Source organism: Streptomyces sp. NPDC127114, assembly GCF_042677525.1.
Classification (GTDB): Bacteria; Actinomycetota; Actinomycetes; order Streptomycetales; family Streptomycetaceae; genus Streptomyces.
Genome location: NZ_JBHXTJ010000022.1, coordinates 51,093 through 74,320 on the forward strand (window position 1 = coordinate 51,093; position 23,228 = coordinate 74,320).

Annotated in this window: 18 protein-coding genes and 1 riboswitch; of the genes, 12 read left to right on the top strand and 6 right to left on the bottom strand. The window is 74.5% G+C overall.

What is annotated here, in order from left to right:
- Positions 1-203: 203 nt before the first annotated feature.
- A complete protein-coding gene (locus ACFVGS_RS22290; RefSeq protein WP_384413186.1) occupies positions 204-1,802 on the bottom strand; it encodes an ABC-F family ATP-binding cassette domain-containing protein in 1,599 nt (532 codons plus the stop codon).
- A 248-nt stretch (positions 1,803-2,050) separates the two neighbouring features.
- Between ACFVGS_RS22290 and ACFVGS_RS22295 the strand changes: the two genes are divergently transcribed.
- Positions 2,051-2,941, top strand: a complete 891-nt coding sequence (locus ACFVGS_RS22295) for a neutral zinc metallopeptidase (protein ID WP_385693432.1) — start codon at positions 2,051-2,053, stop codon at positions 2,939-2,941.
- 95 nt (positions 2,942-3,036) lie between these two features.
- Positions 3,037-3,438, top strand: a complete 402-nt coding sequence (locus tag ACFVGS_RS22300; protein ID WP_384413181.1) for a VOC family protein — start codon at positions 3,037-3,039, stop codon at positions 3,436-3,438.
- A gap of 271 nt (positions 3,439-3,709) precedes the next feature.
- On the opposite strand, the gene ACFVGS_RS22305 is transcribed toward ACFVGS_RS22300, so the two are convergent.
- On the bottom strand, positions 3,710-5,092 hold the full coding sequence (locus ACFVGS_RS22305; protein WP_385693433.1) for a hypothetical protein: 1,383 nt from the start codon (positions 5,090-5,092) through the stop codon (positions 3,710-3,712).
- Positions 5,093-5,224: 132 nt separating this feature from the next.
- Positions 5,225-6,352 (bottom strand): alpha/beta hydrolase, encoded by a 1,128-nt coding sequence (locus ACFVGS_RS22310; RefSeq protein WP_384413175.1) that lies wholly within the window; start codon positions 6,350-6,352, stop codon positions 5,225-5,227.
- 349 nt (positions 6,353-6,701) lie between these two features.
- Between ACFVGS_RS22310 and ACFVGS_RS22315 the strand changes: the two genes are divergently transcribed.
- From ACFVGS_RS22315 to ACFVGS_RS22345, 7 genes are all read left to right on the top strand, one after another.
- Positions 6,702-7,979, top strand: coding sequence for an anion permease (locus tag ACFVGS_RS22315; protein ID WP_384413172.1), 1,278 nt, complete (start codon positions 6,702-6,704; stop codon positions 7,977-7,979).
- Positions 7,980-7,995: 16 nt separating this feature from the next.
- Entirely contained in the window at positions 7,996-8,217 is a 222-nt protein-coding gene (locus ACFVGS_RS22320) for a hypothetical protein (protein ID WP_137990153.1), read from the top strand.
- A 188-nt stretch (positions 8,218-8,405) separates the two neighbouring features.
- Positions 8,406-8,479, top strand: a riboswitch (cobalamin riboswitch).
- A 54-nt stretch (positions 8,480-8,533) separates the two neighbouring features.
- The gene (locus ACFVGS_RS22325; RefSeq protein WP_385693434.1) at positions 8,534-9,517 is read left to right on the top strand and encodes a cobalamin biosynthesis protein; all 984 of its coding nucleotides are present in this window, start codon (positions 8,534-8,536) and stop codon (positions 9,515-9,517) included.
- The gene (locus ACFVGS_RS22330) at positions 9,514-11,061 is read left to right on the top strand and encodes a cobyric acid synthase (RefSeq protein WP_385693435.1); all 1,548 of its coding nucleotides are present in this window, start codon (positions 9,514-9,516) and stop codon (positions 11,059-11,061) included. The genes ACFVGS_RS22325 and ACFVGS_RS22330 overlap by 4 nt, the downstream gene beginning before the upstream one ends.
- Positions 11,062-11,114: 53 nt before the next feature.
- On the top strand, positions 11,115-13,193 hold the full coding sequence (locus tag ACFVGS_RS22335) for a putative cobaltochelatase (protein ID WP_385693436.1): 2,079 nt from the start codon (positions 11,115-11,117) through the stop codon (positions 13,191-13,193).
- Positions 13,193-13,801 (top strand): cob(I)yrinic acid a,c-diamide adenosyltransferase, encoded by a 609-nt coding sequence (gene cobO, locus ACFVGS_RS22340; protein ID WP_384413162.1) that lies wholly within the window; start codon positions 13,193-13,195, stop codon positions 13,799-13,801. Before ACFVGS_RS22335 ends, cobO begins: the two co-directional genes overlap by 1 nt.
- On the top strand, positions 13,795-15,192 hold the full coding sequence (locus ACFVGS_RS22345) for a cobyrinate a,c-diamide synthase (protein ID WP_385693437.1): 1,398 nt from the start codon (positions 13,795-13,797) through the stop codon (positions 15,190-15,192). Before cobO ends, ACFVGS_RS22345 begins: the two co-directional genes overlap by 7 nt.
- A gap of 2 nt (positions 15,193-15,194) precedes the next feature.
- Here the strand turns inward: ACFVGS_RS22345 and ACFVGS_RS22350 are convergent, their stop codons facing one another.
- The gene (locus ACFVGS_RS22350; protein WP_384413156.1) at positions 15,195-15,974 is read right to left on the bottom strand and encodes a ZIP family metal transporter; all 780 of its coding nucleotides are present in this window, start codon (positions 15,972-15,974) and stop codon (positions 15,195-15,197) included.
- A 51-nt stretch (positions 15,975-16,025) separates the two neighbouring features.
- On the opposite strand from ACFVGS_RS22350, the gene cobC reads away from it, so the two are divergent.
- Positions 16,026-17,594, top strand: a complete 1,569-nt coding sequence (gene cobC / locus ACFVGS_RS22355; RefSeq protein WP_384413153.1) for an Rv2231c family pyridoxal phosphate-dependent protein CobC — start codon at positions 16,026-16,028, stop codon at positions 17,592-17,594.
- Between the two features lie 82 nt (positions 17,595-17,676).
- Here the strand turns inward: cobC and ACFVGS_RS22360 are convergent, their stop codons facing one another.
- A complete protein-coding gene (locus ACFVGS_RS22360; protein WP_384413151.1) occupies positions 17,677-18,681 on the bottom strand; it encodes an SCO1860 family LAETG-anchored protein in 1,005 nt (334 codons plus the stop codon).
- 401 nt (positions 18,682-19,082) lie between these two features.
- Between ACFVGS_RS22360 and ACFVGS_RS22365 the strand changes: the two genes are divergently transcribed.
- Both ACFVGS_RS22365 and ACFVGS_RS22370 read left to right on the top strand, forming a co-directional pair.
- On the top strand, positions 19,083-21,488 hold the full coding sequence (locus ACFVGS_RS22365; RefSeq protein ID WP_385693456.1) for a penicillin acylase family protein: 2,406 nt from the start codon (positions 19,083-19,085) through the stop codon (positions 21,486-21,488).
- Entirely contained in the window at positions 21,485-22,075 is a 591-nt protein-coding gene (locus ACFVGS_RS22370) for a GNAT family N-acetyltransferase (protein ID WP_384413149.1), read from the top strand. Before ACFVGS_RS22365 ends, ACFVGS_RS22370 begins: the two co-directional genes overlap by 4 nt.
- Here ACFVGS_RS22370 and ACFVGS_RS22375 read toward each other — a convergent pair.
- Complete coding sequence (locus tag ACFVGS_RS22375) at positions 22,072-23,166, bottom strand: amidohydrolase family protein (RefSeq protein ID WP_385693438.1); 1,095 nt, start codon at positions 23,164-23,166, stop codon at positions 22,072-22,074. The two genes, ACFVGS_RS22370 and ACFVGS_RS22375, sit on opposite strands and share 4 nt — an antisense overlap.
- Positions 23,167-23,228: the final 62 nt, after the last annotated feature.

The window sequence follows — 23,228 nt, forward strand, 5'->3', positions numbered from 1 at the left end:
CCGGGGCTGGCCCCCCCCCCGCGGTGGCACCCCAAGGCCCCCCCCTTGGGGGGGGGGCGGGGGGGGGCGGGTGCCCGGCTTTCTTCTCCCCGCCCCCCCCCCCCCGGGGGTACGAGATGCTCTCACTCAGATGAAGGATCACCCATGAGCCGAATGATCCAGCCCGGCATGATCAACCGGACCGCCGAACCACGCCGACCGGATCAGGCCAGGGCCACGAGGTCGGCGTAGTCCGCGCCCCACAGGTCCTCGACGCCGTCCGGGAGCAGGATGATCCGCTCCGGGTCGAGCGCCTCGACGGCGCCCTCGTCGTGGGTGACGAGCACGACCGCGCCCTTGTACGTGCGCAGCGCGCCGAGGATCTCCTCACGGCTGGCCGGGTCGAGGTTGTTCGTGGGCTCGTCGAGCAGCAGCACGTTCGCCGAGGAGACGACCAGGGTCGCGAGCGCGAGCCGGGTCTTCTCGCCGCCGGAGAGCACCCCGGCCGGCTTGTCGACGTCGTCGCCGGAGAAGAGGAAGGAGCCGAGCACCTTGCGGACCTCGACCAGGTCGAGGTCGGGCGCGGCGGAGCGCATGTTCTCCAGGACCGTGCGCTCCGGGTCGAGGGTCTCGTGCTCCTGGGCGTAGTAGCCGAGCTTGAGGCCGTGGCCGGGGGTGACCTCTCCGGTGTCGGGCTTCTCGACGCCGCCGAGGAGCCGGAGCAGGGTGGTCTTGCCGGCGCCGTTGAGCCCGAGGATGACCACGCGCGAGCCCTTGTCGATCGCGAGGTTCACATCGGTGAAGATTTCGAGCGACCCGTAGGACTTGGACAGGCCCTCCGCGGTGAGCGGGGTCTTGCCGCAGGGCGCGGGCTCGGGGAAGCGCAGCTTGGCGACCTTGTCGGAGACCCGGACCGCCTCCAGGCCGGAGAGCAGCCGCTCGGCGCGCTTGGCCATGTTCTGGGCGGCGACGGTCTTGGTGGCCTTGGCGCGCATCTTGTCGGCCTGCGAGTTGAGCGCGGCGGCCTTCTTCTCGGCGTTCTGGCGCTCGCGCCTGCGGCGCTTCTCGTCGGCCTCGCGCTGCTGCTGGTAGAGCTTCCAGCCCATGTTGTAGACGTCGATCGTCGAGCGGTTGGCGTCGAGGTAGAAGACCTTGTTGACCACGGTCTCGACGAGGTCGACGTCGTGGGAGATCACGATGAAGCCGCCGCGGTACGTCTTCAGGTAGTCGCGCAGCCAGACGATCGAGTCGGCGTCGAGGTGGTTGGTGGGCTCGTCGAGGAGCAGGGTGTCGGCGTCCGAGAACAGGATGCGGGCGAGCTCGATCCGGCGGCGCTGACCACCGGAGAGGGTGTGCAGCGGCTGACCGAGGACCCGGTCGGGCAGGCCGAGGGCGGCGGCGATGGTGGAGGCCTCGGCCTCGGCCGCGTAACCGCCCTTGGTGAGGAACTCCGTCTCCTGGCGCTCGTACTGCTTGAGGGCCTTCTCCCGGGTCGCGCCGCTGCCGTTCGCGATGCGCTCCTCGTTCTGCCGCATCTTGCGGATGAGGACGTCGAGGCCGCGGGCGGAGAGGATGCGGTCGCGGGCGAGCACGTCGAGGTCGCCGGTGCGCGGGTCCTGCGGCAGGTAGCCGACCTCGCCGGAGCGGGTGATGGTGCCGCCGGCCGGCTGACCCTCGCCCGCGAGGCACTTGGTGAGGGTGGTCTTGCCCGCTCCGTTGCGGCCGACGAGGCCGATGCGGTCGCCCTTGGCGACGCGGAAGGAAGCGGACTCGATGAGGACGCGGGCGCCGGCGCGCAGCTCGATGCCGGAAGCGGTGATCACGGACAGACTCCAGGGCGGTGGGAAACGGCGGAAAGACGGCTGAAAAGGGCTTCGACGCCGCTAATGCACGGGGAGAATGGCCATGCGGCCAGTCTAACGGGCGCTTGCAACTGCTTTTAGGCCACAGATCACAGGTGACGTAACCCACACGCATCCCTGTATCCACCCACCTTCCACGCATGCCACACAAAAGGGGTGAAGCACTCCGCGCTGCTCGATACTCGGCACAGACGTGGAGGGCGGTGGCCATGCAGTTCGACGACGACGCCAACCTGGACACCTCGGAGGTCAGGGACGTCCGGGGCAGCCGGGTCCCGGGCGGCAGGGCCACGGTCGGCGGCGGGATCATCGGGCTGATCGCCCTGGTCCTGGGCGTGCTCTTCGGAGTCGGCCCGGACCAGCTGGGCCTGTCCTCCGGCGGTGACGAACCGGCCGCCACCTCCTCGTCCGCCGCCCAGGTGGCACAGACCTGCAAGAAGGGCTCGGACGCCAACACCCGCGAGGACTGCCGGATCGTGGCGGTCGTCAACAGCGTGCAGGACTACTGGCGGTCCGAGTACGCGCGGCGCGGCGGGCGGTACGGGACCGCGCCGACCGTGATGTTCAGCCAGCGGGTGCCGACCGCCTGCGGCACGGCGAGCTCGGCGGTCGGGCCCTTCTACTGCCCCGGCGACCGGCAGGTCTATCTGGACCTCGGCTTCTTCGACGAGCTGCGCACCAAGTTCGGCTCGACCGGCGGACCCTTCGCCCAGGCGTACGTGGTGGCCCACGAGTACGGGCACCACGTGCAGAACCTGATGGGCACCCTGGCCCGCGCCCAGGACGGGCGGACCGGTCCCGGCTCCAACGCGGTGAAGGTGGAGCTCCAGGCCGACTGCTACGCGGGCGTGTGGGCGCGGCACGCGACGACCACGCCCGACGACAGGACCGGCCGCCCGCTGCTCACCCGCCTCACGGACGAGGACATCCGCGACGGCCTCGACGCGGCGGCCGCGGTGGGCGACGACCGGATCCAGGAGCGCTTCCAGGGCCGGGTCACCCCGGAGAACTGGACCCACGGCTCGGCCGCGCAGCGCCGGCAGTGGTTCTACGAGGGCTACCGGACGGGCGACATGGCGCGGTGCAACACCTTCCGGTGAGCCTTCCGCCGCCTCCCCCGGGTCGCCGGTCCCGGCTGCCAGACTGAGACCCGGCTCACACGGACGATCCGGTCCCACGAGAGGAAGTGATCGGGATGGCCGAGGCACCCGACATCTGTCCGGCGCTGACGTACGACGACGCGAAGGCCGCGATCCGGCAGCTCACGGAGGCGTTCGGGTTCACCGTGGACGCCGTGTACGAGGGCGAGGACGGCCTGGTGGCGCACGCCGAGCTCTCGTACGGCAACGGGAAGGTGATGCTCGGCAGCAAGGGCACGGGCAGCGAGTTCGACAAGCTGATGGCCGGCGCGGGACCCACCGGGGTGTACGTCCACGTGACCGACGTGGACGCACACCACGAGCGGGCCGTGGCGGCCGGCGCGGAGATCGTGATGCCGCCGACCGACCAGGACTACGGCTCGCGGGACTACATCGCCCGCGACGCCGAGGGCAACATCTGGAGCTTCGGGACGTACGCCCCGGGCGTCACGGGCTGATCCGGGCCGACCGGCCGATCCGGGACGACCCCCGCCGACCCGCCGACCCGGCGTCACGGGCTGACCGGCCGATCCGGGACGACCCCGCCGACCCGGCGTCACGGGCTGATCCGGGCCGACCCCCGCCGAGCCGGCGTCACGGGCCGATCCGGGCCGACCCCCGCCGAGCCGGCTGGTCCAGGCCGACCACGCCGACGCGGGCCGACCCCGCCGACGCGGGCTGACCCCGCCGACCCGGCCCGGTCCGGGCGTCCCGGCCCGGGCCCCGGGCTCAGGCGCCGCCCGTGTGGACCTGGAAGGCGGCCCTGCGGACCGCCTTCGCCAGGGCCGGGTCGGGGTGGGCAGCGGCCAGGGCGACCAGGACCTGGACGGTGCGCGGGTGGCCGACGGCCCGGACCTCGTCGAGCAGGGCCGGGACGGTGCCCTGGACGGCGGAGTCGAGGTGCCGTACGAGTAGCGCGCTCTCGCCGTGGTCGGCGACGGCGGCCGCGGTGTCCACCCACAGCCAGGTCGCCTCCTCGCGGGTCAGCACCTCGGGCGCCTCGTCCGGGTCGGCGCCCTCGTACTCGGCGAGCCAGAGCAGCGCGTACGGACGGAGCGAGGCCTCCGCGAGGGCGGCCCTGACCTCGGACTCGGCGGGCGCGCCGACGACCCGCAGGGCCTCGAAGGCGAGGCCGCGCAGCAGGGCGTCCTCGCCGCGGGCGACGGCGAGGAGCTCCGCGACGGCGCTGGAGAGGGTGCGGGCGGCGAGCCAGGCGCGGTACTCGTCGCGGGCCGGTCCTGGGGTGAGCCGGGCGCAGCCGCGCAGCATGTCCTCGGCGGACTGCTCGATGTTGCCGGCCGGGCTCTGGGCGGCCACGCAGATCTGCTCCAGCTTGACCCAGACCGCCCAGTTGCCGAGCGGGGTGAGGGTGGCGTGGCGGCCGTCGGCGCTCGCGCCGAGGGTGAGCGCGCCGACGGCGGCCAGGCCCTCCAGGGCCCAGTCGAGGAGTGCGGGCAGGCCCTCGGCCGCGGGGGCCGGTTCGGCCGGGGCGCCGGGCTCAGGCACCTCGCAGCGCTCCTCGCGGAGTTCGTGGACGCGCTGCTCGAGCAGGTCGAGCAGGCCGGTCACGGTGACGGGCCCGGCGGACAGCTGGAGCAGCGAGAGGACCTGGGGCACGGCCTCGACGACCTCGGCCACGGCGCCGGGCGCGACGGCCTCGGGCGCCGGGTGCACGAGCGACCAGGCGTCGAAGAGGGCGACCCAGCCGCGCAGCACCGCGGAGTCGTCCCGGTCCCAGGCGTGCAGCCGCCAGCCGGGGCGGGCGAAGTCGCCGTGCAGTTCGACGAGTCCGGCGAGCCGGGCCCGGTCCCAGCCGGCCCGGACCTGTCCGGGGGTCAGGTGGAGGGCGGCGGCGGCCTTTTCGCTGTCCGGTGGTGCCGTCTCGGCCCGCCGCCCGTCGGCGGCCCAGCGGGCGATCCGTACCGCGTCGGCCAGCACGGCCCGCGCCTGGCGGGCGAGTTCCGCGCGGGGCGGTGTCCCCTCGGGCGGCCGCGGCGCGGGGCGGGTGCGCCGCGCCGTCACGGCCTTTCGTGCGGTGGCGAGGGCCCCCGGACGGACGAGTCGGAGTCTGGAGTTGCGCGCGAAGTGTTCATCGGGCTTTCGAGACGTCACGGAGGGCAGTCTTCCCGCTGACGGCCCGAAAGCCCAATCGGAATCGGCAACGCCGCCGCGCGGCCCCCGGCTTCGGGGGCGGGGAGGCCGGAGAGGCCCCGGCTCCGTCCGGCGGCTCGGGGTGGACGGGCCCTAGACGAGCGGGGTGAGGAAGCGGCGGAGGGCTTCCTCGTAGCGGAGCGGGTCGGCGTTCCACATGGCCGCGTGCGGGGCGTCGCGGACCGTGGTCAGGGTGACGAGGTCGGGGCGGAGCTCGGAGAGGCGGCGGGAGCGGTCCGCGGGGGCGACGGCGTCGTCGGGGCCGTGGAAGAGGAGGACCGGGACGCGCAGGGCGTCGGGGTCGGCGGCCTCCTGGAGGCGGTCCCCGTGGAGGCCGGTCCTGCCCTGGGCGGCGCGGACGGCGAGCGGGAGCAGCGGCGCGGGGACCCGGCGCGCGGCGGCCAGGTTGCGCAGGGTGGCCTCCCAGTCGAGGACCGGGGAGTCGAGGACGAGGCCGCGGACGCGGTCGCGCATCCCGGAGCTGGCGGCGGCGTGCAGGGCCATGGCCGCACCGGTGCCCCAGCCGTGCAGGACGACGTTCGCGGCGCCGCGGCGGACCGCGTAGCGGATGGCGGCGTCGACGTCGCGCCACTCGGAGTCGCCGAGGTGGGCGAGCCCGTCGGGGGCGGCGGGCGCGCCGGCGTCGCCGCGGTAGGCGGGGATCAGCACGGGGACCTGGCGGCGGTGGAGGAAGGGGAGCAGGTTGAGCGGGTGCTCGCGGGTGGTGCCGAGGCCGTGCAGGGCGATCACCCAGGTGGCGCGTGCCCCGTGGACGTACCAGGCGGGCAGGGGGCCGAGCTCGCCGGGGATGTCGACGTCCTCGTGGGGCAGGCCGAGGGCGGTCTCGGGCGTGCCGCAGTGCAGCTGAGGGGTCAGCCGGACCTTGACGCCGGGGCCGAGGGTGCCGAGCTCGACCCGTTCGAGCCGGCGGACCACGGTGTCGGCGGTGTGCGGGACCCGGTCGAGGACGGGGCCGATCACCGCGTGCAGGCCGGTGGCCTCGATCCCGTACGTGCCGGGGCGCAGGGAGGCCAGGCTGCGGGTGAGGGTGATCCGGCCGGGTCCGGTGGCATGCACGGTGAGTCTCGGATCGCCGGGGAAGGGGCGTCCTGACGGCACCCGGAGGGCGGCGTCGCTGGCGTACCGGCCGGCCGCCACCGCGGCCGCGCCGAGGACTGTCACTGTGGTGACGGCCGCTGCCGTCGCTGTAGCCGGGCGCACGCTCCCAGTGTCGGCAGCGGGGCCGTCCCCTGCCACCGGGCGGGCCCTCCTTCGAGTGACGTGCGTCTCCTCGGCGGGTCCTCCGTGCGGCTGAACCGTGCCGCCTGGTGTCCATGGGGTGATACGGGGCGGGTGCGGAGGAAGGGGCGTGCGTGGCGCGCATGCCGGGAACGCCCGGATTACCCGGGGTCGCAGGCGACCACATCGTGGACACTCGGACGAGCGGACGCGGAAGCGGAACCTCCGGACACCGCTTAGAGACACCACGGCGCCCGACCCAGTTCACCTTCCGTTCACTCAGGTTGCCTACGTTCGACGAGCCACTGACGTCAAACGATTGCCTGGGTAAATGGAACACATCACGCTGCTGCTCGCGATTGTGGTCGTGACAGCTCTCGTGTTCGATTTCACGAACGGTTTCCACGACACCGCCAACGCGATGGCGACGACCATCTCGACCGGTGCCCTCAAGCCCAAGACGGCGGTGGCCATGTCCGCCGTGCTGAACCTGGTCGGCGCTTTCCTGTCGGTGGAGGTCGCCAAGACGATCTCCAAGGGACTCGTCAACGAGGAGGGCATCCAACCGGAAGTCATCCTCGCGGCGCTCGTCGGCGCCATCCTCTGGAACCTGGTGACCTGGCTGGTCGGACTGCCGTCCAGTTCCTCCCACGCACTCATGGGCGGTCTCATCGGCGCGACGATCGCCTCGATCGGCCTCAGCGGTGTCAACGGTGACGTCGTCGTCACCAAGGTGCTCATCCCGGCCGTCGCCGCCCCGCTCGTCGCCGGCATCGCCGCGATGCTCTCCGCCCGTCTGACGTACCGCCTCGACAAGAAGGCCGACAAGAAGACGACCGACAAGGGCTACCGCGCCGGTCAGATCGCGTCCGCCGGTCTCGTCTCCCTCGCGCACGGCACCAACGACGCCCAGAAGACGATGGGCATCATCACCCTCGCGCTGGTTGCCGGCGGCGTCCTCGCCCCCGGCTCCAACCCGCCCGTCTGGGTCATCGTCTCCGCCGGTCTGGCGATCGCGCTCGGCACCTACCTCGGCGGCTGGCGCATCATCCGCACCATGGGCAAGGGCCTCACCGACCTCCACCCGCAGCAGGGCTTCGCCGCCCAGACCAGCGCGGCCACCGTCATCCTGGCCTCGTCCCACCTCGGCTTCTCCCTGTCGACCACGCACTCCGTCTCCGGCGCCGTCATGGGCGCGGGCCTCGGCCGCAAGGGCGGCGTCGTCCGCTGGTCGACCGCCACCCGGATGTTCGTCGCCTGGGGCCTGACCCTTCCGGCCGCGGGCCTGGTCGCCGCCGGCTCCGAGTACGTCGCCCGCCAGGGCGACTGGGGCGTCTACGTCGTCGCCGCCTTCCTGGTCGCCTCCTGCATCGGCATCTGGCTCGTCTCCCGCCGCCAGGTCGTCGACCACACCAACGTCAACGACGTCGAGACCGAGACCCCGGCCGTCACCGAGCCCGCGGGCGTCGTGACCACCGCCATGGCGGCCGTCACCCCGCCGCCGGCCGGCTCCGTCGCCGCCGTCACGGACGAGGACCTGAAGACCACCATCCCCGCCCCGAACCCCGCGGACCCCGCCGCTCCCCCGGCCCCCGCCGCCGCGGTCTGAGGAACTGGAACCAAGCATGAAGATCGACTGGGCAGCTCTCGGCTCCGTCTTCGGAGTCAGCCTCGTGGCGACCGTCGCCCTCGTGGCCCTGTTCACCCTCGGCATCGTCGGCCTCTCCAAGCAGGAGCAGGCCGCCGCCCAGGGCGGCTCCGCCACCCTGGCCCGCACCGGCGCCTACGCCTGCTTCGCCCTGTGCGCGGCGGCCGTGGCGTACGGCATCTACCTGATCGTCGCCTGACGACCGCCTGACCGCCCTGCGGCCCAGGCACGGCACGCCCCTTCCGGCCGGGCGGTCCGCACCTCGTGTGCGGGCCGCCCGGCCGTCGTGTTTGTGGCGCTTCGCACAGTGACCCGACGCAGGTCAAGGGTGAGTTGACGGGTGTTCGCGCAGCGTGGTGGACTGCCCGGGCCAATACGGCGGCAAGCAGAGGAAGTCCGGTGCGAATCCGGCACGGTCCCGCCACTGTGACCGGCCCGCAGGGGCCGGGAGTCAGGAACTCTCGCCGCCGGTCACGTCGACCCAGGGCGCGGACCCTGAGTGAGGACACAGCGCCATGCCCGGCCGCGGCCCCAGACCTTCCCGTCACACGACTGTCTTCGCGTCCGGAGCGGCCGTCGGCCTCGCCGTCGACCTGCTCCTCGGCGATCCCCGCCGCGGCCATCCCGTCGCCGCCTTCGGCCGCGCCGCGGCCGCCGTCGAGCGCCGCCTGTGGCGCGACCACCGCGGCCGCGGCGCCCTGCACACGGCCCTCTGCGCTGGCGGCACGGTGGCGCTCGGCGCCCTCGCCGCCCGTACGGTACGCGGCAGCCGGGCCGCTTCCGTCGCGCTGACCGCCGCCTCCGTGTGGGCCGTCGTCGGCGGTACGACCCTGGGCCGGGAGGCACGCGCCATCGGCGGGGCGCTGGAGGCCGGGGACCTGGAGGTGGCGCGGGAGCGGATGCCCCACCTGGTCGGCCGCGATCCGCAGGCCCTGGACGGCCCGGCGATGGCCCGAGCCGTGGTCGAGTCGGTCGCCGAGAACACCTCCGACGCCGTCGTGGGCGCCCTGTTCTGGGGCGCGGTCGCGGGCGTGCCCGGGCTGCTGGGCTTCCGGGCGGTCAACACCCTGGACGCGATGGTCGGCCACAGGTCCCCGCGCCACCGGCGCTTCGGCTGGGCCTCGGCCCGCCTCGACGACCTGGCCGGCTGGCCGGGCGCCCGGCTCACGGCCGCGCTCGCCGCGGCGGCGGGCGGGAACCCGCGCGGAGCGGTGCGGGCCTGGCGCGAGGACGCCGGGAAACACCCCAGCCCCAACGCAGGACCGGTGGAGGCCTCCTTCGCGGGCGCGCTGGGCGTACGGCTCGGCGGCACCCTGTCGTACGGCGGGCGGGTGGAGCACCGGCCCGTGCTCAACGGGGCCGGGCGGGCCGTCGAGGTGACCGACATCGACCGGGCGGTACGGCTGTCCCGCCGGGTCACCGGACTGACCCTGGCCGTCTGTGTGGGCGGCCGACTGATCGCGGACGCGGTGAGCGCGAGGAAGCGGAGGAGCGCATGAGGGGCGGGGGGCTGCTGGTCGCCGGGACCACGTCCGACGCGGGCAAGAGCGTCGTCACCGCCGGCATCTGCCGGTGGCTGGTCCGGCAGGGCGTCAAGGTGGCGCCGTTCAAGGGACAGAACATGTCCCTGAACTCCTTCGTGACCCGGGAGGGCGCGGAGATCGGCCGGGCGCAGGCCATGCAGGCGCAGGCCGCGCGGGTCGAGCCGAGCGCGCTGATGAACCCGGTGCTGCTCAAGCCCGGCAGCGACCGGTCGAGCCAGGTCGTGCTGATGGGGAAGCCGGTCGGCGAGATGAGCGCCCGCGGGTTCTTCGGGGGGTCTGGGGGGTCGTCCCCCGGGAAAAGGCTGCACGGGGGGCGGCAGCAGACGCTGTTCGAGCCGGTGATGGCGTGCCTGGAGGAGCTGCGGAGCACGTACGACGCGGTGATCTGCGAGGGCGCCGGAAGTCCGGCGGAGATCAACCTGCGGCGCACCGACATCGTGAACATGGGCATCGCGCGGGCCGCGAAGCTGCCCGTCGTGGTCGTCGGCGACATCGACAGGGGCGGGGTGTTCGCCCAGTTCTTCGGGACGACGGCGCTGCTCGCGCCCGAGGACCAGGAGCTCGTCGCCGGGTATCTGGTGAACAAGTTCCGCGGCGACGTGACCCTGCTGGAGCCCGGGCTCGACATGCTGCACGGGCTCACCGGGCGCCGGACCTTCGGTGTGCTCCCGTACGCGCACGGCCTCGGCATCGACGAGGAGGACGGCCTGCGGGTCTCGCTGCGGGGCGCGGTGCGCGAGTCGGTCGTGGCGCCGCCGCTCGGCGAGGACGTGCTGCGGGTCGCCGTCTGCGCCGTACCGCTCATGTCCAACTTCACCGACGTGGACGCGCTCGCCGCCGAACCGGGCGTGGTCGTGCGCTTCGTGGACCGCCCGGAGGAGCTGGTCGACGCCGACCTGGTCGTGGTGCCCGGCACCCGCGGGACCGTGAAGGCGCTGGCCTGGCTGCGCGAGCGCGGCCTGGGCGAGGCGCTGGCCCGCCGTGCGGCCGAGGGCCGCCCGGTGCTCGGCATCTGCGGCGGCTTCCAGGCGCTCGGCGAGCGCATCGAGGACGAGGTCGAGTCGAGGGCCGGCACGGTCGACGGGCTCGGACTGCTGCCCGTGAGGGTGCGGTTCGCGCCCGGGAAGACCCTGGCCCGGCCGGTCGGCGAGGCGCTCGGCGAGCGGGTCGAGGGCTACGAGATCCACCACGGCGTGGCCGAGGTCCTGGGCGGGGAGGCGTTCCTGGACGGCTGCAGGGTCGGCGCGGTGTGGGGCACCCACTGGCACGGCTCGCTGGAGAGCGACGGCTTCCGCCGGGCGTTCCTGCGGGAGGTCGCGGCGGCGGCCGGTCGCCGCTTCGTCCCGGCCCCCGACACCTCGTTCGGCACCCTCCGCGAGGAGCAGCTGGACCGCCTCGGGGACCTGATCGAGGAGCACGCCGACACGGACGCGCTGCTCCGGCTCATCGAGAAGGGCGCGCCGGAGGGCCTGCCGTTCGTGCCGCCGGGGGCGCCGTGACCGCCCGGAGCCGCCCCGCCCCGACTTCCGTACCTCTGAGGAGTGACCAACCGATGAGCACCCGCTATCCGTTCACCGCTGTCGTCGGCATGGACGACCTGCGGCTCGCCCTGCTGCTGAATGCGGTGAGTTCGTCCATCGGCGGCGTCCTCGTCCGTGGGGAGAAGGGCACGGCCAAGAGCACGGCCGTCCGTGCTCTCGCCGAGTTGCTGCCAGAGGTGGCGGTGGTCGCGGGGTGCCGGTTCAGCTGCGACCCGGCCGCGCCGGACCCGGGCTGCCCGGACGGGCCGCACGGCGCGACGGACGGATCCTCGCGCCCCGCGCGCATGGTCGAACTGCCCGTCGGTGCCTCCGAGGACCGGCTCGTCGGTGCGCTCGACATCGAGAAGGCGCTCGCCGAGGGCGTGAAGGCCTTCGAGCCGGGGCTGCTCGCGGCCGCGCACCGGGGGATCCTGTACGTCGACGAGGTCAATCTGCTCAGCGATCACCTGGTGGACCATCTCCTCGACGCCGCCGCCATGGGGCAGTCGCACGTCGAGCGCGAAGGCGTCTCCGTGCGGCACGCCGCCCGTTTCCTGCTCGTCGGCACCATGAACCCGGAGGAGGGCGAGCTGCGGCCGCAGCTGCTCGACCGGTTCGGGCTTACCGTCGAGGTCGCGGCCTCGCGCGAGCCCGAGCAGCGGGTGGAAGTGGTGCGGCGCAGGCTCGCGTTCGAGGACGACCCGGCCGCGTTCGCCGCGCGCTGGGCAGACGAGGAGCGCGCCCTACGCGAACGGATCGTCGCCGCCCGGGAGTTGCTGCCCCGGGTGGTGCTCGGGGACGCGGCGCTGCTGCAGATCGCCGCGACCTGCGCCGCGTTCGAGGTGGACGGCATGCGCGCCGACATCGTGATGGCCCGTACCGCGACGGCGCTCGCCGCGTGGGCCGGGCGGACCGAGGTGACGTCGGACGACGTGCGGCAGGCGGCGCTGCTCGCGCTCCCCCACCGGCGGCGGCGCAACCCGTTCGACGCGCCGGGCCTCGACGAGGACAAGCTCGACGAGACGCTGGAGCAGTTCAAGGGCGAGGAGCCCGACGAGGACCCGGAGCCCGACGGCCCGGACGGTCCGGGCGACGGAGGTCCCGGCGGCCCGGGCGGTGTTCCGCCGCAGGGCGAGGGGCCCGCGTCCGAGAGCACCGCGCCCGGGAACGACACGGCGCCCGAGAGCGGGCCGGCACCGGAGGAGGCCCCGGCTCCCGCGGCCCAGGAGGCTGGCTCGGGCTCGCGCCCCGGCGCCGGCGAGCGGGCCGCCGTCGCGGCCGGCGAGCCGTTCCGCACCAGGATGCTGAGCGTGCCCGGCCTCGGCGAGGGCGCGGCCGGACGCCGTTCCCGGGCCCGTACCGAGCACGGCAGGACCACCGGGGCGACCCGGCCGAAGGGCGCGCTGACCAAGCTGCACCTGGCGGCGACCGTGCGGGCCGCGGCTCCGCACCAGAGGGCGCGCGGCCGGACCGGCCGGGGCCTGGTGGTGCGCAGGGACGACCTGCGGCAGGCGAGCCGCGAGGGCCGCGAGGGCAACCTCGTCCTGTTCGTGGTGGACGCCTCGGGCTCCATGGCGGCCCGGCAGCGGATGGGCGCGGTCAAGGGCGCGGTGCTGTCGCTGCTGCTCGACGCCTACCAGCGGCGCGACAAGGTCGGTCTGGTCACGTTCCGGGGGCGGGCGGCGGAGGTCGCGCTGCCGCCGACCTCGTCGGTGGACGCGGCCGCGGCCCGGCTGGAGCAGCTGCCGACCGGTGGCCGTACGCCGCTGTCGGCGGGACTGCTGAAGGCGCACGACGTGCTGCGCGTGGAGCGGCTGCGGGACCCGTCGCGGCGGCCGCTGCTCGTGGTGGTCACCGACGGGCGCGCGACCGGCGGCGGCCCGGACCCGGTGGGGCTCGCGGCGCGCGCCGCGCGGCTGCACGCGTCCGAGGGCACGGCCGCGGTGGTCGTGGACTGCGAGACGGGACCGGTGCGGCTGGGCCTCGCCGGGAACCTCGCCCGCGAACTGGGCGGCACCGCCGTCACCCTCGAAGAGCTGCGCGCCGACTCGATCGCCGGGCTCGTCAGAAACGTACAGGGCAACCACTCTGCCGCCAGGAGGGCCGCGTAATGCCTAAGGGACAGCCGACCGTCGTTCCGGACGACGGACTGACCACCCGTCAGCGCCGCAACCGCGCGCTGGTGATGGTGCACACGGGCGTCGGGAAGGGGAAGTCGACCGCCGCGTTCGGCATGGCGCTGCGCGCCTGGAACCAGGGCTGGCCGATCGGGGTGTTCCAGTTCGTGAAGTCCGCCAAGTGGCGGGTCGGCGAGGAGAACGCCCTGAAGGCGCTCGGCGAGACCGGCAAGGGCGGCACGGTCGTCTGGAACAAGATGGGCGAGGGCTGGTCCTGGATCCAGCGCGAGGTCGCCGAGGGCGAGCAGTCGCACGAGGAGAAGGCGCGCGAGGGCTGGGAGCAGGTCAAGCGGGACCTGGCCGAGGAGAAGTACAAGTTCTACGTCCTCGACGAGTTCGCGTACCTGCTGCACTGGGGCTGGATCGACACGGCCGAGGTGGTGGAGGTGCTGCGCGACCGTCCCGGGCAGCAGCACGTCGTCATCACGGGCCGCAACGCGCCGCAGGAACTCCTCGACTTCGCGGACCTGGTGACCGACATGTCGAAGGTGAAGCACCCGATGGACGCGGGTCAGAAGGGCCAGCGGGGCATCGAGTGGTAGCACGTCTCGTCATCGCCGCCCCGTCCTCGGGCGCGGGCAAGACCACGGTCGCGACCGGCCTGATGGCCGCGTTCGCCGGCCGTGGTCTCGCGGTCTCCCCGCACAAGGTCGGGCCGGACTACATCGACCCGGGCTACCACGCCCTCGCGACCGGCCGCCCGGGCCGGAACCTCGACGCGTACATGTGCGGTACGGAGCTGGTGGCGCCGCTCTTCGCGCACGGCGCGCGGGGCTGCGACCTGGCGGTCGTCGAGGGCGTGATGGGCCTGTACGACGGGGCCGCGGGCCAGGGCGAACTGGCGTCCACCGCGCAGGTGGCGAAGCTGCTGCGGGCGCCGGTGGTGCTGGTCGTGGACGCCTCCTCGCAGTCCCGGTCGGTGGCCGCGCTCGTGCACGGCTTCGCGTCGTGGGACCCGGAGGTGCGGCTCGGCGGGGTGATCCTCAACAAGGTCGCCACCGACCGGCACGAGGCGCTGCTGTGGGAGGCCCTGGAGGAGTCCGGCGTGCCGGTCCTGGGGGTGCTGCGGCGCGCCCCGGCGGTCGCGACGCCGTCGCGGCACCTGGGCCTGGTGCCGGTCGCGGAGCGGCAGGCGCAGGCGGTGGAGGCGGTGGCGGCGCAGGCGGAGCAGGTCCGCCAGGGCTGCGACCTGGAGGCGCTGCTGGCCCTTGCGCGGTCGGCGCCGCCGTTGCGCGACGAGCCGTGGGACGCCGCCGGGTCGTGGCACGCCGCCGGGACGTGGGCAGGTGTTCCGCGGGCCGAGGAGCCCGGCCACGGGCCGGTCGTCGCCGTCGCGGGCGGCGCGGCGTTCACGTTCTCGTACGCCGAGCACGCGGAGCTCCTGACGGCGGCGGGCGCGGAGGTCGTCACGTTCGACCCGCTGCGGGACGAGGCCCTCCCCGAGGGCACCCGCGGCCTGGTCATAGGAGGCGGCTTTCCCGAGGTGTACGGGGAGGAGCTGTCCGCCAACGAGCCGCTTCGGAAGGCGGTCGCCGAGCTCGCCGCGTCGGGCGCGCCCGTCGCCGCCGAGTGCGCCGGGCTGCTCTATCTCGCGCGGTCGCTGGACGGGCGGCCGATGTGCGGTGTGCTCGACGCAGACGCACGGATGACGGAGCGGCTGACGCTCGGCTACCGGGACGCGGTGGCCGTGAACGACAGCGTGCTCGCGGCGGCCGGGACGCGGATGCGCGGGCACGAGTTCCACCGGACCGTGATCGAGCCGGGCGCCGGGGCGCGGGCGGCCTGGGGGCTGCGGCAGCCGGAGCGCCGTGTGGAGGGCTTCGTCCAGGGCGGCGTGCACGCCAGTTACGTCCACACGCACTGGGCGGGCGCTCCGGAGGCCGCCGCGCGTTTCGTCGGGCGCTGCGCGGCCGACGGCGGGCCGGGCGCGTGAGGTCAGCCGCCGGAGAGGCCCACCACGAGCCAGATGAAGGCCACGCCGGCCACCGTGCACAGCAGGGTGGTGCGGGCGGGGTGTTCGTGGTGGGCCTCGGGCAGGATCTCGGCGGCGGCGAGGTAGAGCAGGGCACCGCCGAAGAACCCGAGATAGCTGCCGAGGAGTTCCTCCGGAAGGGTGAACAGGGTGGCGAGGCCGGCGCCGGCGACCGGGGCGACCGCGTCGGCGACGAGCATGGCGACCGCCTTGCGGCGGGCGTTCCCGTACAGGCTGGCGATCGTGTAGGTGGTGAAGCCGTCGGCGAAGTCGTGGGTGATGACGGCGAGCGCGACGGTGGCGCCCATGCCGCCGCCGACCTGGAACGCGGCGCCGAGCGCGATGCCGTCCATGAGGCTGTGCAGCACCATGGCCGCGGCGGCGGTGAGCCCCACCTGGGGCACCCTGCCCCCCGTCGCCCGGCCGCCGTCCCCCGTCGGGGCGCCGTGCGCCGCCCCCCAGTACTCCTCCACGCCGTGGGCCGCGCGGCGGACGGCGAGGAGACGTTCCACCACGTGGGCGAGGAGGAAGCCGCCGACGAAGAGCAGCAGGGCCTGCGGGACGCCGAAGACCTCGCGGCCGGCCGCCTCCCACGCCTCGGGCAGCAGGTCGAGTCCCACCACGCCGAGCATGAGCCCGCCGGCGAGGCCGAGGACCAGGTGGCGTCGGTCGGTGACGCGCTGGGCCGTCCAGCCGCCGAACAGCGTCATGAGGAACGCGCCGAGCGCGACGACTACAGCCATGGGCCTTTGCTATCGGATGGCGCCTCCTCCGCGCACCTCGGACCCGCGGTCGTGGTGGGTGTCGGGGCCCGGTCGGGCGTCGCGGAGGGCGAGGTGCTCGCGCTCGTCGGCACCGCGCTCGGCGAGGCGGGTCTCACGGCCGGGGACGTGACGGCGCTCGCGACGCTGGACGCCCGGGCGGCGGAGCCGGGGATCGCCGGGGCGGCGGCTCGGCTGGGGGTGCCGGTGCGGGCCTTCGGGAGCGAGGAGCTCGCGGCGGTGGCCGTACCGCATCCGTCGGCGGCTCCGCTGGCGGCGACCGGTACGGCCTCGGTGGCGGAGGCGGCGGCGCTGCGCGGGGCGGGGCCGGGTGCGGTGCTCCTGGTGCCGAAGCGGAAGGGCAGGTTTGTGACATGCGCCATTGCCCGTTCCGTACCACTTCGTCCGAACGAAGACTCCCCAGGCGCACGGTTGTTGCCCGATACTCACGGGTACATCGCTGGCGAGCCCCACTCTCCCTCCACAGGCACCATCCCCCTCCCCATCCCCACCCCCCACACGACGGCGGCCATGGACATCCACACTTCTGCGGACACTTCCGCTGACGCGCACGACCTGAGACACCACGGCGACGCCGAGGTCCGGGACGAGAAGCTGATCGACCTCGCGGTCAACGTGCGGACCCATACGCCGCCGGCCTGGCTGCGGGAGCGGATCGCGGACTCGCTCACGGGGCTCGCCGCCTATCCGGACGGCAGGGCGGCGCGGGCCGCGGTCGCCGAGCGGCACGGTCTGCCGGCCCGCCGGGTGCTGCTCACGGCGGGCGCGGCGGAGGCCTTCGTGCTGCTCGCGCGGGCGCTGCCGGTGCGGCGGCCGGTGGTCGTGCACCCGCAGTTCACCGAGCCTGAGGCGGCGCTCCGCGACGCCGGGCACGAGGTGGAGCGGGTGCTGCTGCGCGAGGAGGACGGCTTCCGGCTGGATCCGGCGGCGGTGCCGGAGGACGCGGATCTGGTCGTGATCGGCAATCCGACCAATCCCACGTCCGTGCTGCATCCGGCGGCGGCGATCGCGTCGCTGGCCCGCCCGGGGCGGACCCTGGTGGTGGACGAGGCGTTCATGGACGCGGTGCCGGGCGAGCGGGAGTCGCTGGCCTCGCGGACGGACGTGCCGGGTCTGGTGGTGCTGCGGAGCCTGACGAAGACCTGGGGCCTCGCGGGCCTGCGGATCGGTTACGTGCTGGCCGAGCCGGAGACGATCGCCGCGCTGGAGCGCGTGCAGCCGCTGTGGCCGGTGTCGACGCCGGCGCTGGTGGCGGCGGAGGCGTGCATGACGCCGATGGCGCTCCTGGAGGCGGAGGAGGCGGCGCACCGGATCGGTGTGGAGCGGGCGCATCTGCTCGCGGGGCTCGCGGAGTTCGACGAGGTGCGGGCGGTCGCGGCGGCGGAGGGCCCGTTCGTGCTCGTACGGATCGAGGGCGCGGACGCGGTACGGGACCGGCTGCGGTCGCTGGGCTTCGCGGCCCGGCGCGGTGACACCTTCCCGGGGCTCGGCCGGGACTGGCTGCGGCTCGCGGTGCGGGACCGGGTGACGACGAACCGGTTCCTGCAGGCCCTGGACCAGGCGCTGTTGATGCTGGGCTGAGCGGCGAGGGGTGGTGCCGGGCCGGCGCCACCCCTCGGTTCCCCCGCCGCTGTCCCCCGCCGCTGTCTCCCCCTCGGGCCGGTCAGCCGCGGGCGCGGGCGCGGCTGCGGGCCAGGACGACGGCGCCGCCGCCGACGCCGAGCAGCAGGAGGGCGCCGCCGGCCAGGTAGGGGGTCATGGAACTGCCGCCGGTCTCGGCGAGGTTGCCGCTTGGGGTGGTGCCGCCGTTCTGGGTGCTGATGCCGGTGTCGTGGCTCGGGCTCGTGGACGGCTCCTTGGAGGGCTGCTCGGACGGCTGCTGCGAGGGCTGCTCGCCGGGCTTGTCGGTCGGCCTGTCGGTCGGCCTGGTGCCGCGCGGGGTGGCGCAGGTGGCCTCGGCGAGGGTGACCTTGCCCTTGACCTCGGCGACGTTGAGCTTGAGCGGGTTGACCTCCACCGAGAGTTCGAGGGCGGTCGCGGCGGCAGTGCGGGAGGTGGTGGAGGTGCGGGAGAGATCGAGGACGACCTCGCCGACGCCGGGCACGGTCACCTTGGTCTGTCCGCCGGTCGACAGGGTGGTCTTCTTGCCGAGGACGGTGACGTGCCCCAGCAGGTTGGACTCGGCGACCGGGCGCTTTCCGGCCTCGCAGACGGCCTTGGAGGTGACCTTCTCGACCTCGACGAGGGAGAGCAGCGGCAGTCCGGGGACGTGCAGCCGGGCCTTGACCAGGTTGACGTAGCCCCTGGCCGTGTTCCCCTCCACGGTCGCCTCGGAGGTGGCGACGTCGGCCTTGAGCACGTCGACCGGCTGCCCGCCCTCGGCGCCCTGCACCCGCACGCTGAGCGCGGTCTTCTCAGCGCTCGCGGGGGCCTCGACCTCGTTGAGGGAGGCCCGCAGCGGCACGTTCACCGCCTTGTTGAGCAGGTCGACGTCGAGCCCGGTGCGCAGCACGACGGCGGTGGCGTGGCCTTCGCCGCCCTGCTCGCCGCTGTCGCCGGTGGCCTGGGCGGCGGGCGCCGCGAGGACCAGCGGTCCGGCGGCGAGGGCGGCGACGGCGGCCGCGGCGGCGGTGCGGCGTGCGGACAGGCGGAAGGTGTTGCTGTTCACGGGTGGAACCCCCACAGGAGACATGGCGTCGCCGGCCGCTCGCCACGGGGACTGTGGGTCACTGCGGCTCCGGCGACTTGAGACACCGGAATCTTTACGCACTGTGGGTGAACTGGCAGACACCTGGCGTGACTTCACTCCAAAGGGTGGCTTCCGCGCCCATATTCGAATCTTTCGGCACAGGCGTTCCCGCGCGCCCCATGCGTAGCGGCGCGCGCGGGCGCGGAGGCACATTCACGGAAGGTGCTTCAACGATGCGCGCCGGCCGGGAGTAACGGATCGTCAACCGGTCGCACGTGCGGCAGCGACCCACCCGCCGCGACCTCGCCCTCTCCGGGTCCTGTAGATTAATTTAGGCCAGCCTAACCTAAGAAATGTTTGATCTGATCGGGGTCGTACGCGTGAGCATCGAGGTCTTCCGGGACGCCTGGGGCGTGCCGCATCTGCGAGCCGCCGATCCGCTCGAACTCGCCCGCGCGCAGGGCCTGGTGACCGCACGGGACCGAGCCTGGCAGCTGGAGGTCGAGCGGCACCGGGCGCAGGGCACCACCGCCGAGTTCCTGGGCGCCGCGGAGACCGGCTGGGACGCCTTCGTCCGGCAGGCGAGGCTGGCCGACACCGCCCGCCGCTGCCACGACCGGCTCGACGCGGAGACGGCGGCGTGGGTCCGGGCGTACGTGGACGGGGTGAACGAGGGCCTGGCGGAGGGCGCGGGACGGGCGCCCGAGTTCGCCGCGACCGGGCTGCGGCCGGGCCGCTGGGAGCCCTGGACGCCGCTCGCCGTCTGGCTGTCCACCCACATCCTCTTCGCCGGCTTCCCCACCAAGCTGTGGCGGGACCGGGTCGCGCGGCTGCTCGGCGAGGAGTGGACCGAGCTCTTCGCCACCGACGGCCCCGGCACCGCCGGCTCCAACGGCTGGGTGGTGTCCGGCGAGCGGACGGCCGGCGGCGCGGCGATCGTCGCGGGCGACCCGCACCGCTTCATCGAGGCGCCCGGCGTCTACCAGCAGATACGCCTCGCCTGCCCCGACTACGACGTCCTCGGCCTCGCCGTCCCCGGCGTCCCCGGCCTCGCCCACTTCGGCCACGCCGGCCGCGTCGCCTGGGCCATCACCAACGCCATGGCCGACTACCAGGACCTCTACCGGGAACGGCTCCGCCGCCTCCCCGACGGCCGCGTCGAGGCCCTCGGCCCGGCCGGCTGGGAGCCGGCCACCGCCCACACGGAGACGATCCGCGTGAAGGGCACCCAGGACCCGGTCCGCGTGGAGGTCGTCGAGACGGCCCGCGGGCCGGTGATCATCGGCGCGGAGGGCGGGAAGGCCGAGGAGGGCGGGAAGGCCGGGGACGGCGCCCGGTCGACGGCTAGCGCCGCCGACGCGGCCGGCACCGCCGATACGGCCGGGGCGGGGACCACCGCGACCCCGGTCGGCACCACCGCGACCCCCGTCGGCACCACCGACACAGCCAAGGCCGGCACCACCCGCGCCGCCGAGGTCGCCGGCACCACCGCGGCCGAGACCGCCACCACCGACACGACCGCCGCCGGCGCCGACGACCTGCCCGTCGCCACCGGCGCGGCAGAGGCCGCCCGCGCCGCCGAGGCCGCCCGCGCCGCCGACGTCGCCCACGGCACCGACGTCGCCGAGCCGGTCGAGTGGGAAGCGATCAGTCTGCGTTACCCGCCCCGCGTCACCGGCGAGCTGGGCTTCTCCGTGCTGCCCGCGCTGCTGCGGGCGCGGAGTGTCGGGGACGTGGACCGGGCGCTCGACGGGTGGGTCGAGCCGGTGAACGTCGTGCAGGCCGCCGACACCGACGGCGGGCTGCTGCACCGGGTCGCCGGGCACGTGCCGGTGCGGGACCGGGCCAACTCGCTGCGGGTGGTGCCCGCGTGGGAGGCCGGGCACGCGTGGCGGGCGGAGCCCGCGCCGCTGCCCCGCGCCGAGGTCGACGGGTACGCCGTGATGGCGAACGCGCGCGGTCTCGCCGCGCCGCTGGGCGTCGAGTTCGCCCCACCGCACCGCGCCGGGCGGATCGCCGCCCTGCTCGACGCCTCGCGCTCCTGGACGCCCGCCAAGACGGCCGCCGTGCACACCGACACGGACAACCCGTCGGCCCGGCGGCTGCTCGACGCGATCGGCGGCGTGGCCGCGGAGGACCTGTCGGCCGCCGCCCGGACGGTGCGCGCGACCCTGCTCGCCTGGGACCGGCGGATGGCCGCCGACAGCACGGACGCCGGTCTGTACGCGGCGGTGCGCGGCGCGGTCGTACGGCGGCTCACGGCCCACGATGCGTTCGCGGAGCTGCGCGAACCGGCCCCGTACCCGGAGCTGTTCCTGCCCTGGCTCGCGCTGGGCGCGCGCGTCGCCTTCGCCTTGGAGACCCTGCTCGTCGGCGGTCCGGTGCCGGCCGGCGACGTCGCGCGGATCGTGCACGAGGCCCTGGAGGAGGTCGCGGCCGGCGAGACGCCGCCGGCCTGGGGCCTGACCCACCGGCTGGCGCCCTGGCAGGCGCTCCCGGACGCGGACGACGCGCAGTGGCCGGGACTCGCCGGCGACCACGACTGCGTGCTGTCCACGTCCAGCGTGCCCGGCTACACCGACCGCAGCGCCCGCGCGTCCGCCGCCCGCTACGTGTGGGACCTGGCGGACCGTGAACGGAGCCTGTGGGTCGTGCCGTTCGGCGCCTCCGGCGTGCCCGGTGACCCGCACCACCGCGACCAGCTCCCCCTGTGGCTGCGCGGCGAACTCGCCCCCGTCACCACCGACTGGAACGTCCTCGTCAAGGAGCATGAAGGAGCAGCATGAGCAGAACCGAGCACACCCAGGTCGTCGAGGGCTTCGGCACCGTCCGGGTCGACCGCGTCGACCCCGAGGCCGACGCCCCGCTCATCCACGCCTGGGTGAACGAGGAGCGGGCCCGCTTCTGGGGCATGAACGGCACCACCGTCGAGCAGGTACGGGAGATCTACGCCCACCTCGACTCGCTCAGCACCCACCACGGCTTCCTGGTACACCGTGACGACGTGCCCGTCGCGGTCTTCCAGACGTACGACCCCGAGGCCGACCGGGTCTCCGAGTGCTACGAGGTGCTGCCGGGCGACATCGGCGTGCACCTGTTCGTCGCGCCCACGGTGGCTCCCGAGCGCGGCTTCACGGAGGGGCTGCTCACGGCGCTCGTCGACTTCGCGCTGACCGGGCGCACCCGGATCGTGGGCGAGCCGGACGCCGCCAACGAGAAGGTGATCGCCCGGCTCCTGCGCACCGGCTTCGAGCTCGGCCCGGAGGTGGTGCTCCCGGAGGTGGACCTGCCGGAGGTCTTCATCCCGGAGAAGACGGCGCGGCTCGCCTTCCTGACCCGGGAGACCCGCGCGGCGGCCCTCGCGGCGGCCTAGCCGATCACCCGGCCGTTGACGATCACCCGGCGCGGTGCCGCGAGGACGCGAATGTCCGCGCGCGGGTCCTCGCCGTAGACGACGAGGTCGGCCGGGGCGCCCTCCTCCAGGGACGGGCGGCCCAGCCAGTCGCGGGCGCGCCAGGTGGTGGCGGAGAGGGCGTCGAGGGCGGGGATGCCCGCCTTCGTCAGCTCCTCGACCTCGGCGGCGACCAGGCCGTGCGCGAGCGAGCCGCCCGCGTCGGTGCCGACGAAGACCGGGATGCCCGCGTCCCAGGCGGCGCGCACCGTGTCGTAACGCCGCTCGTGCAGCCGGCGCATGTGCGCCGACCAGCGCGGGAACTTCTCCTGGCCGCCGTCCGCGAGGTGCGGGAAGGTCGCGATGTTGACCAGGGTGGGCACGATGGCGACGCCGCGCTCGGCGAAGAGCGGGATGGTGTCCTCGGTGAGTCCGGTGGCGTGCTCGATACAGTCGATGCCCGCCTCGACCAGGTCGCGCAGCGAGTCCTCGGCGAAGCAGTGCGCGGTGACGCGCGCGCCGAGCCGGTGCGCCTCGGCGATCGCCGCCTCGACCTCGGCGCGCGGCCAGGACGGCGCCAGGTCGCCCACCTCGCGGTCGATCCAGTCGCCGACCAGCTTGACCCAGCCGTCGCCGCGCCGCGCCTCGCGGCCGACGTGGGCGACGAGCTCGTCGGGCTCGATCTCGTGGGCGTAGTTGCGGATGTAGCGGCGGGTGCGGGCGATGTGCCGGCCCGCGCGGATGATCTTCGGCAGGTCCTCGCGCTCGTCGATCCAGCGGGTGTCGGAGGGCGAGCCCGCGTCGCGGATGAGCAGCGTGCCGGCGTCGCGGTCGGTGAGGGCCTGCTTCTCGGCGGTGGCCTCGTCGACGGGGCCGTGCCTGTCGAGGCCGACGTGGCAGTGTGCGTCGACCAGGCCGGGCAGCGCCCAGCCCTCGACGGTCAGTGTCTCGACGGCGGGACCGGCCGGCCGCTCGAAGGTGATCCGCCCGTCGACGCACCACAGTTCGTCCCGTACGTCCTCCGGGCCGACGAGCACCCGCCCCTTCACATGCAGCACCACGTGATCGCTCATACCCGCACTCTACGAGGCCCCTGGGTACCCTGACCCAGGCTCCACCCGCAGATCCGAACCGA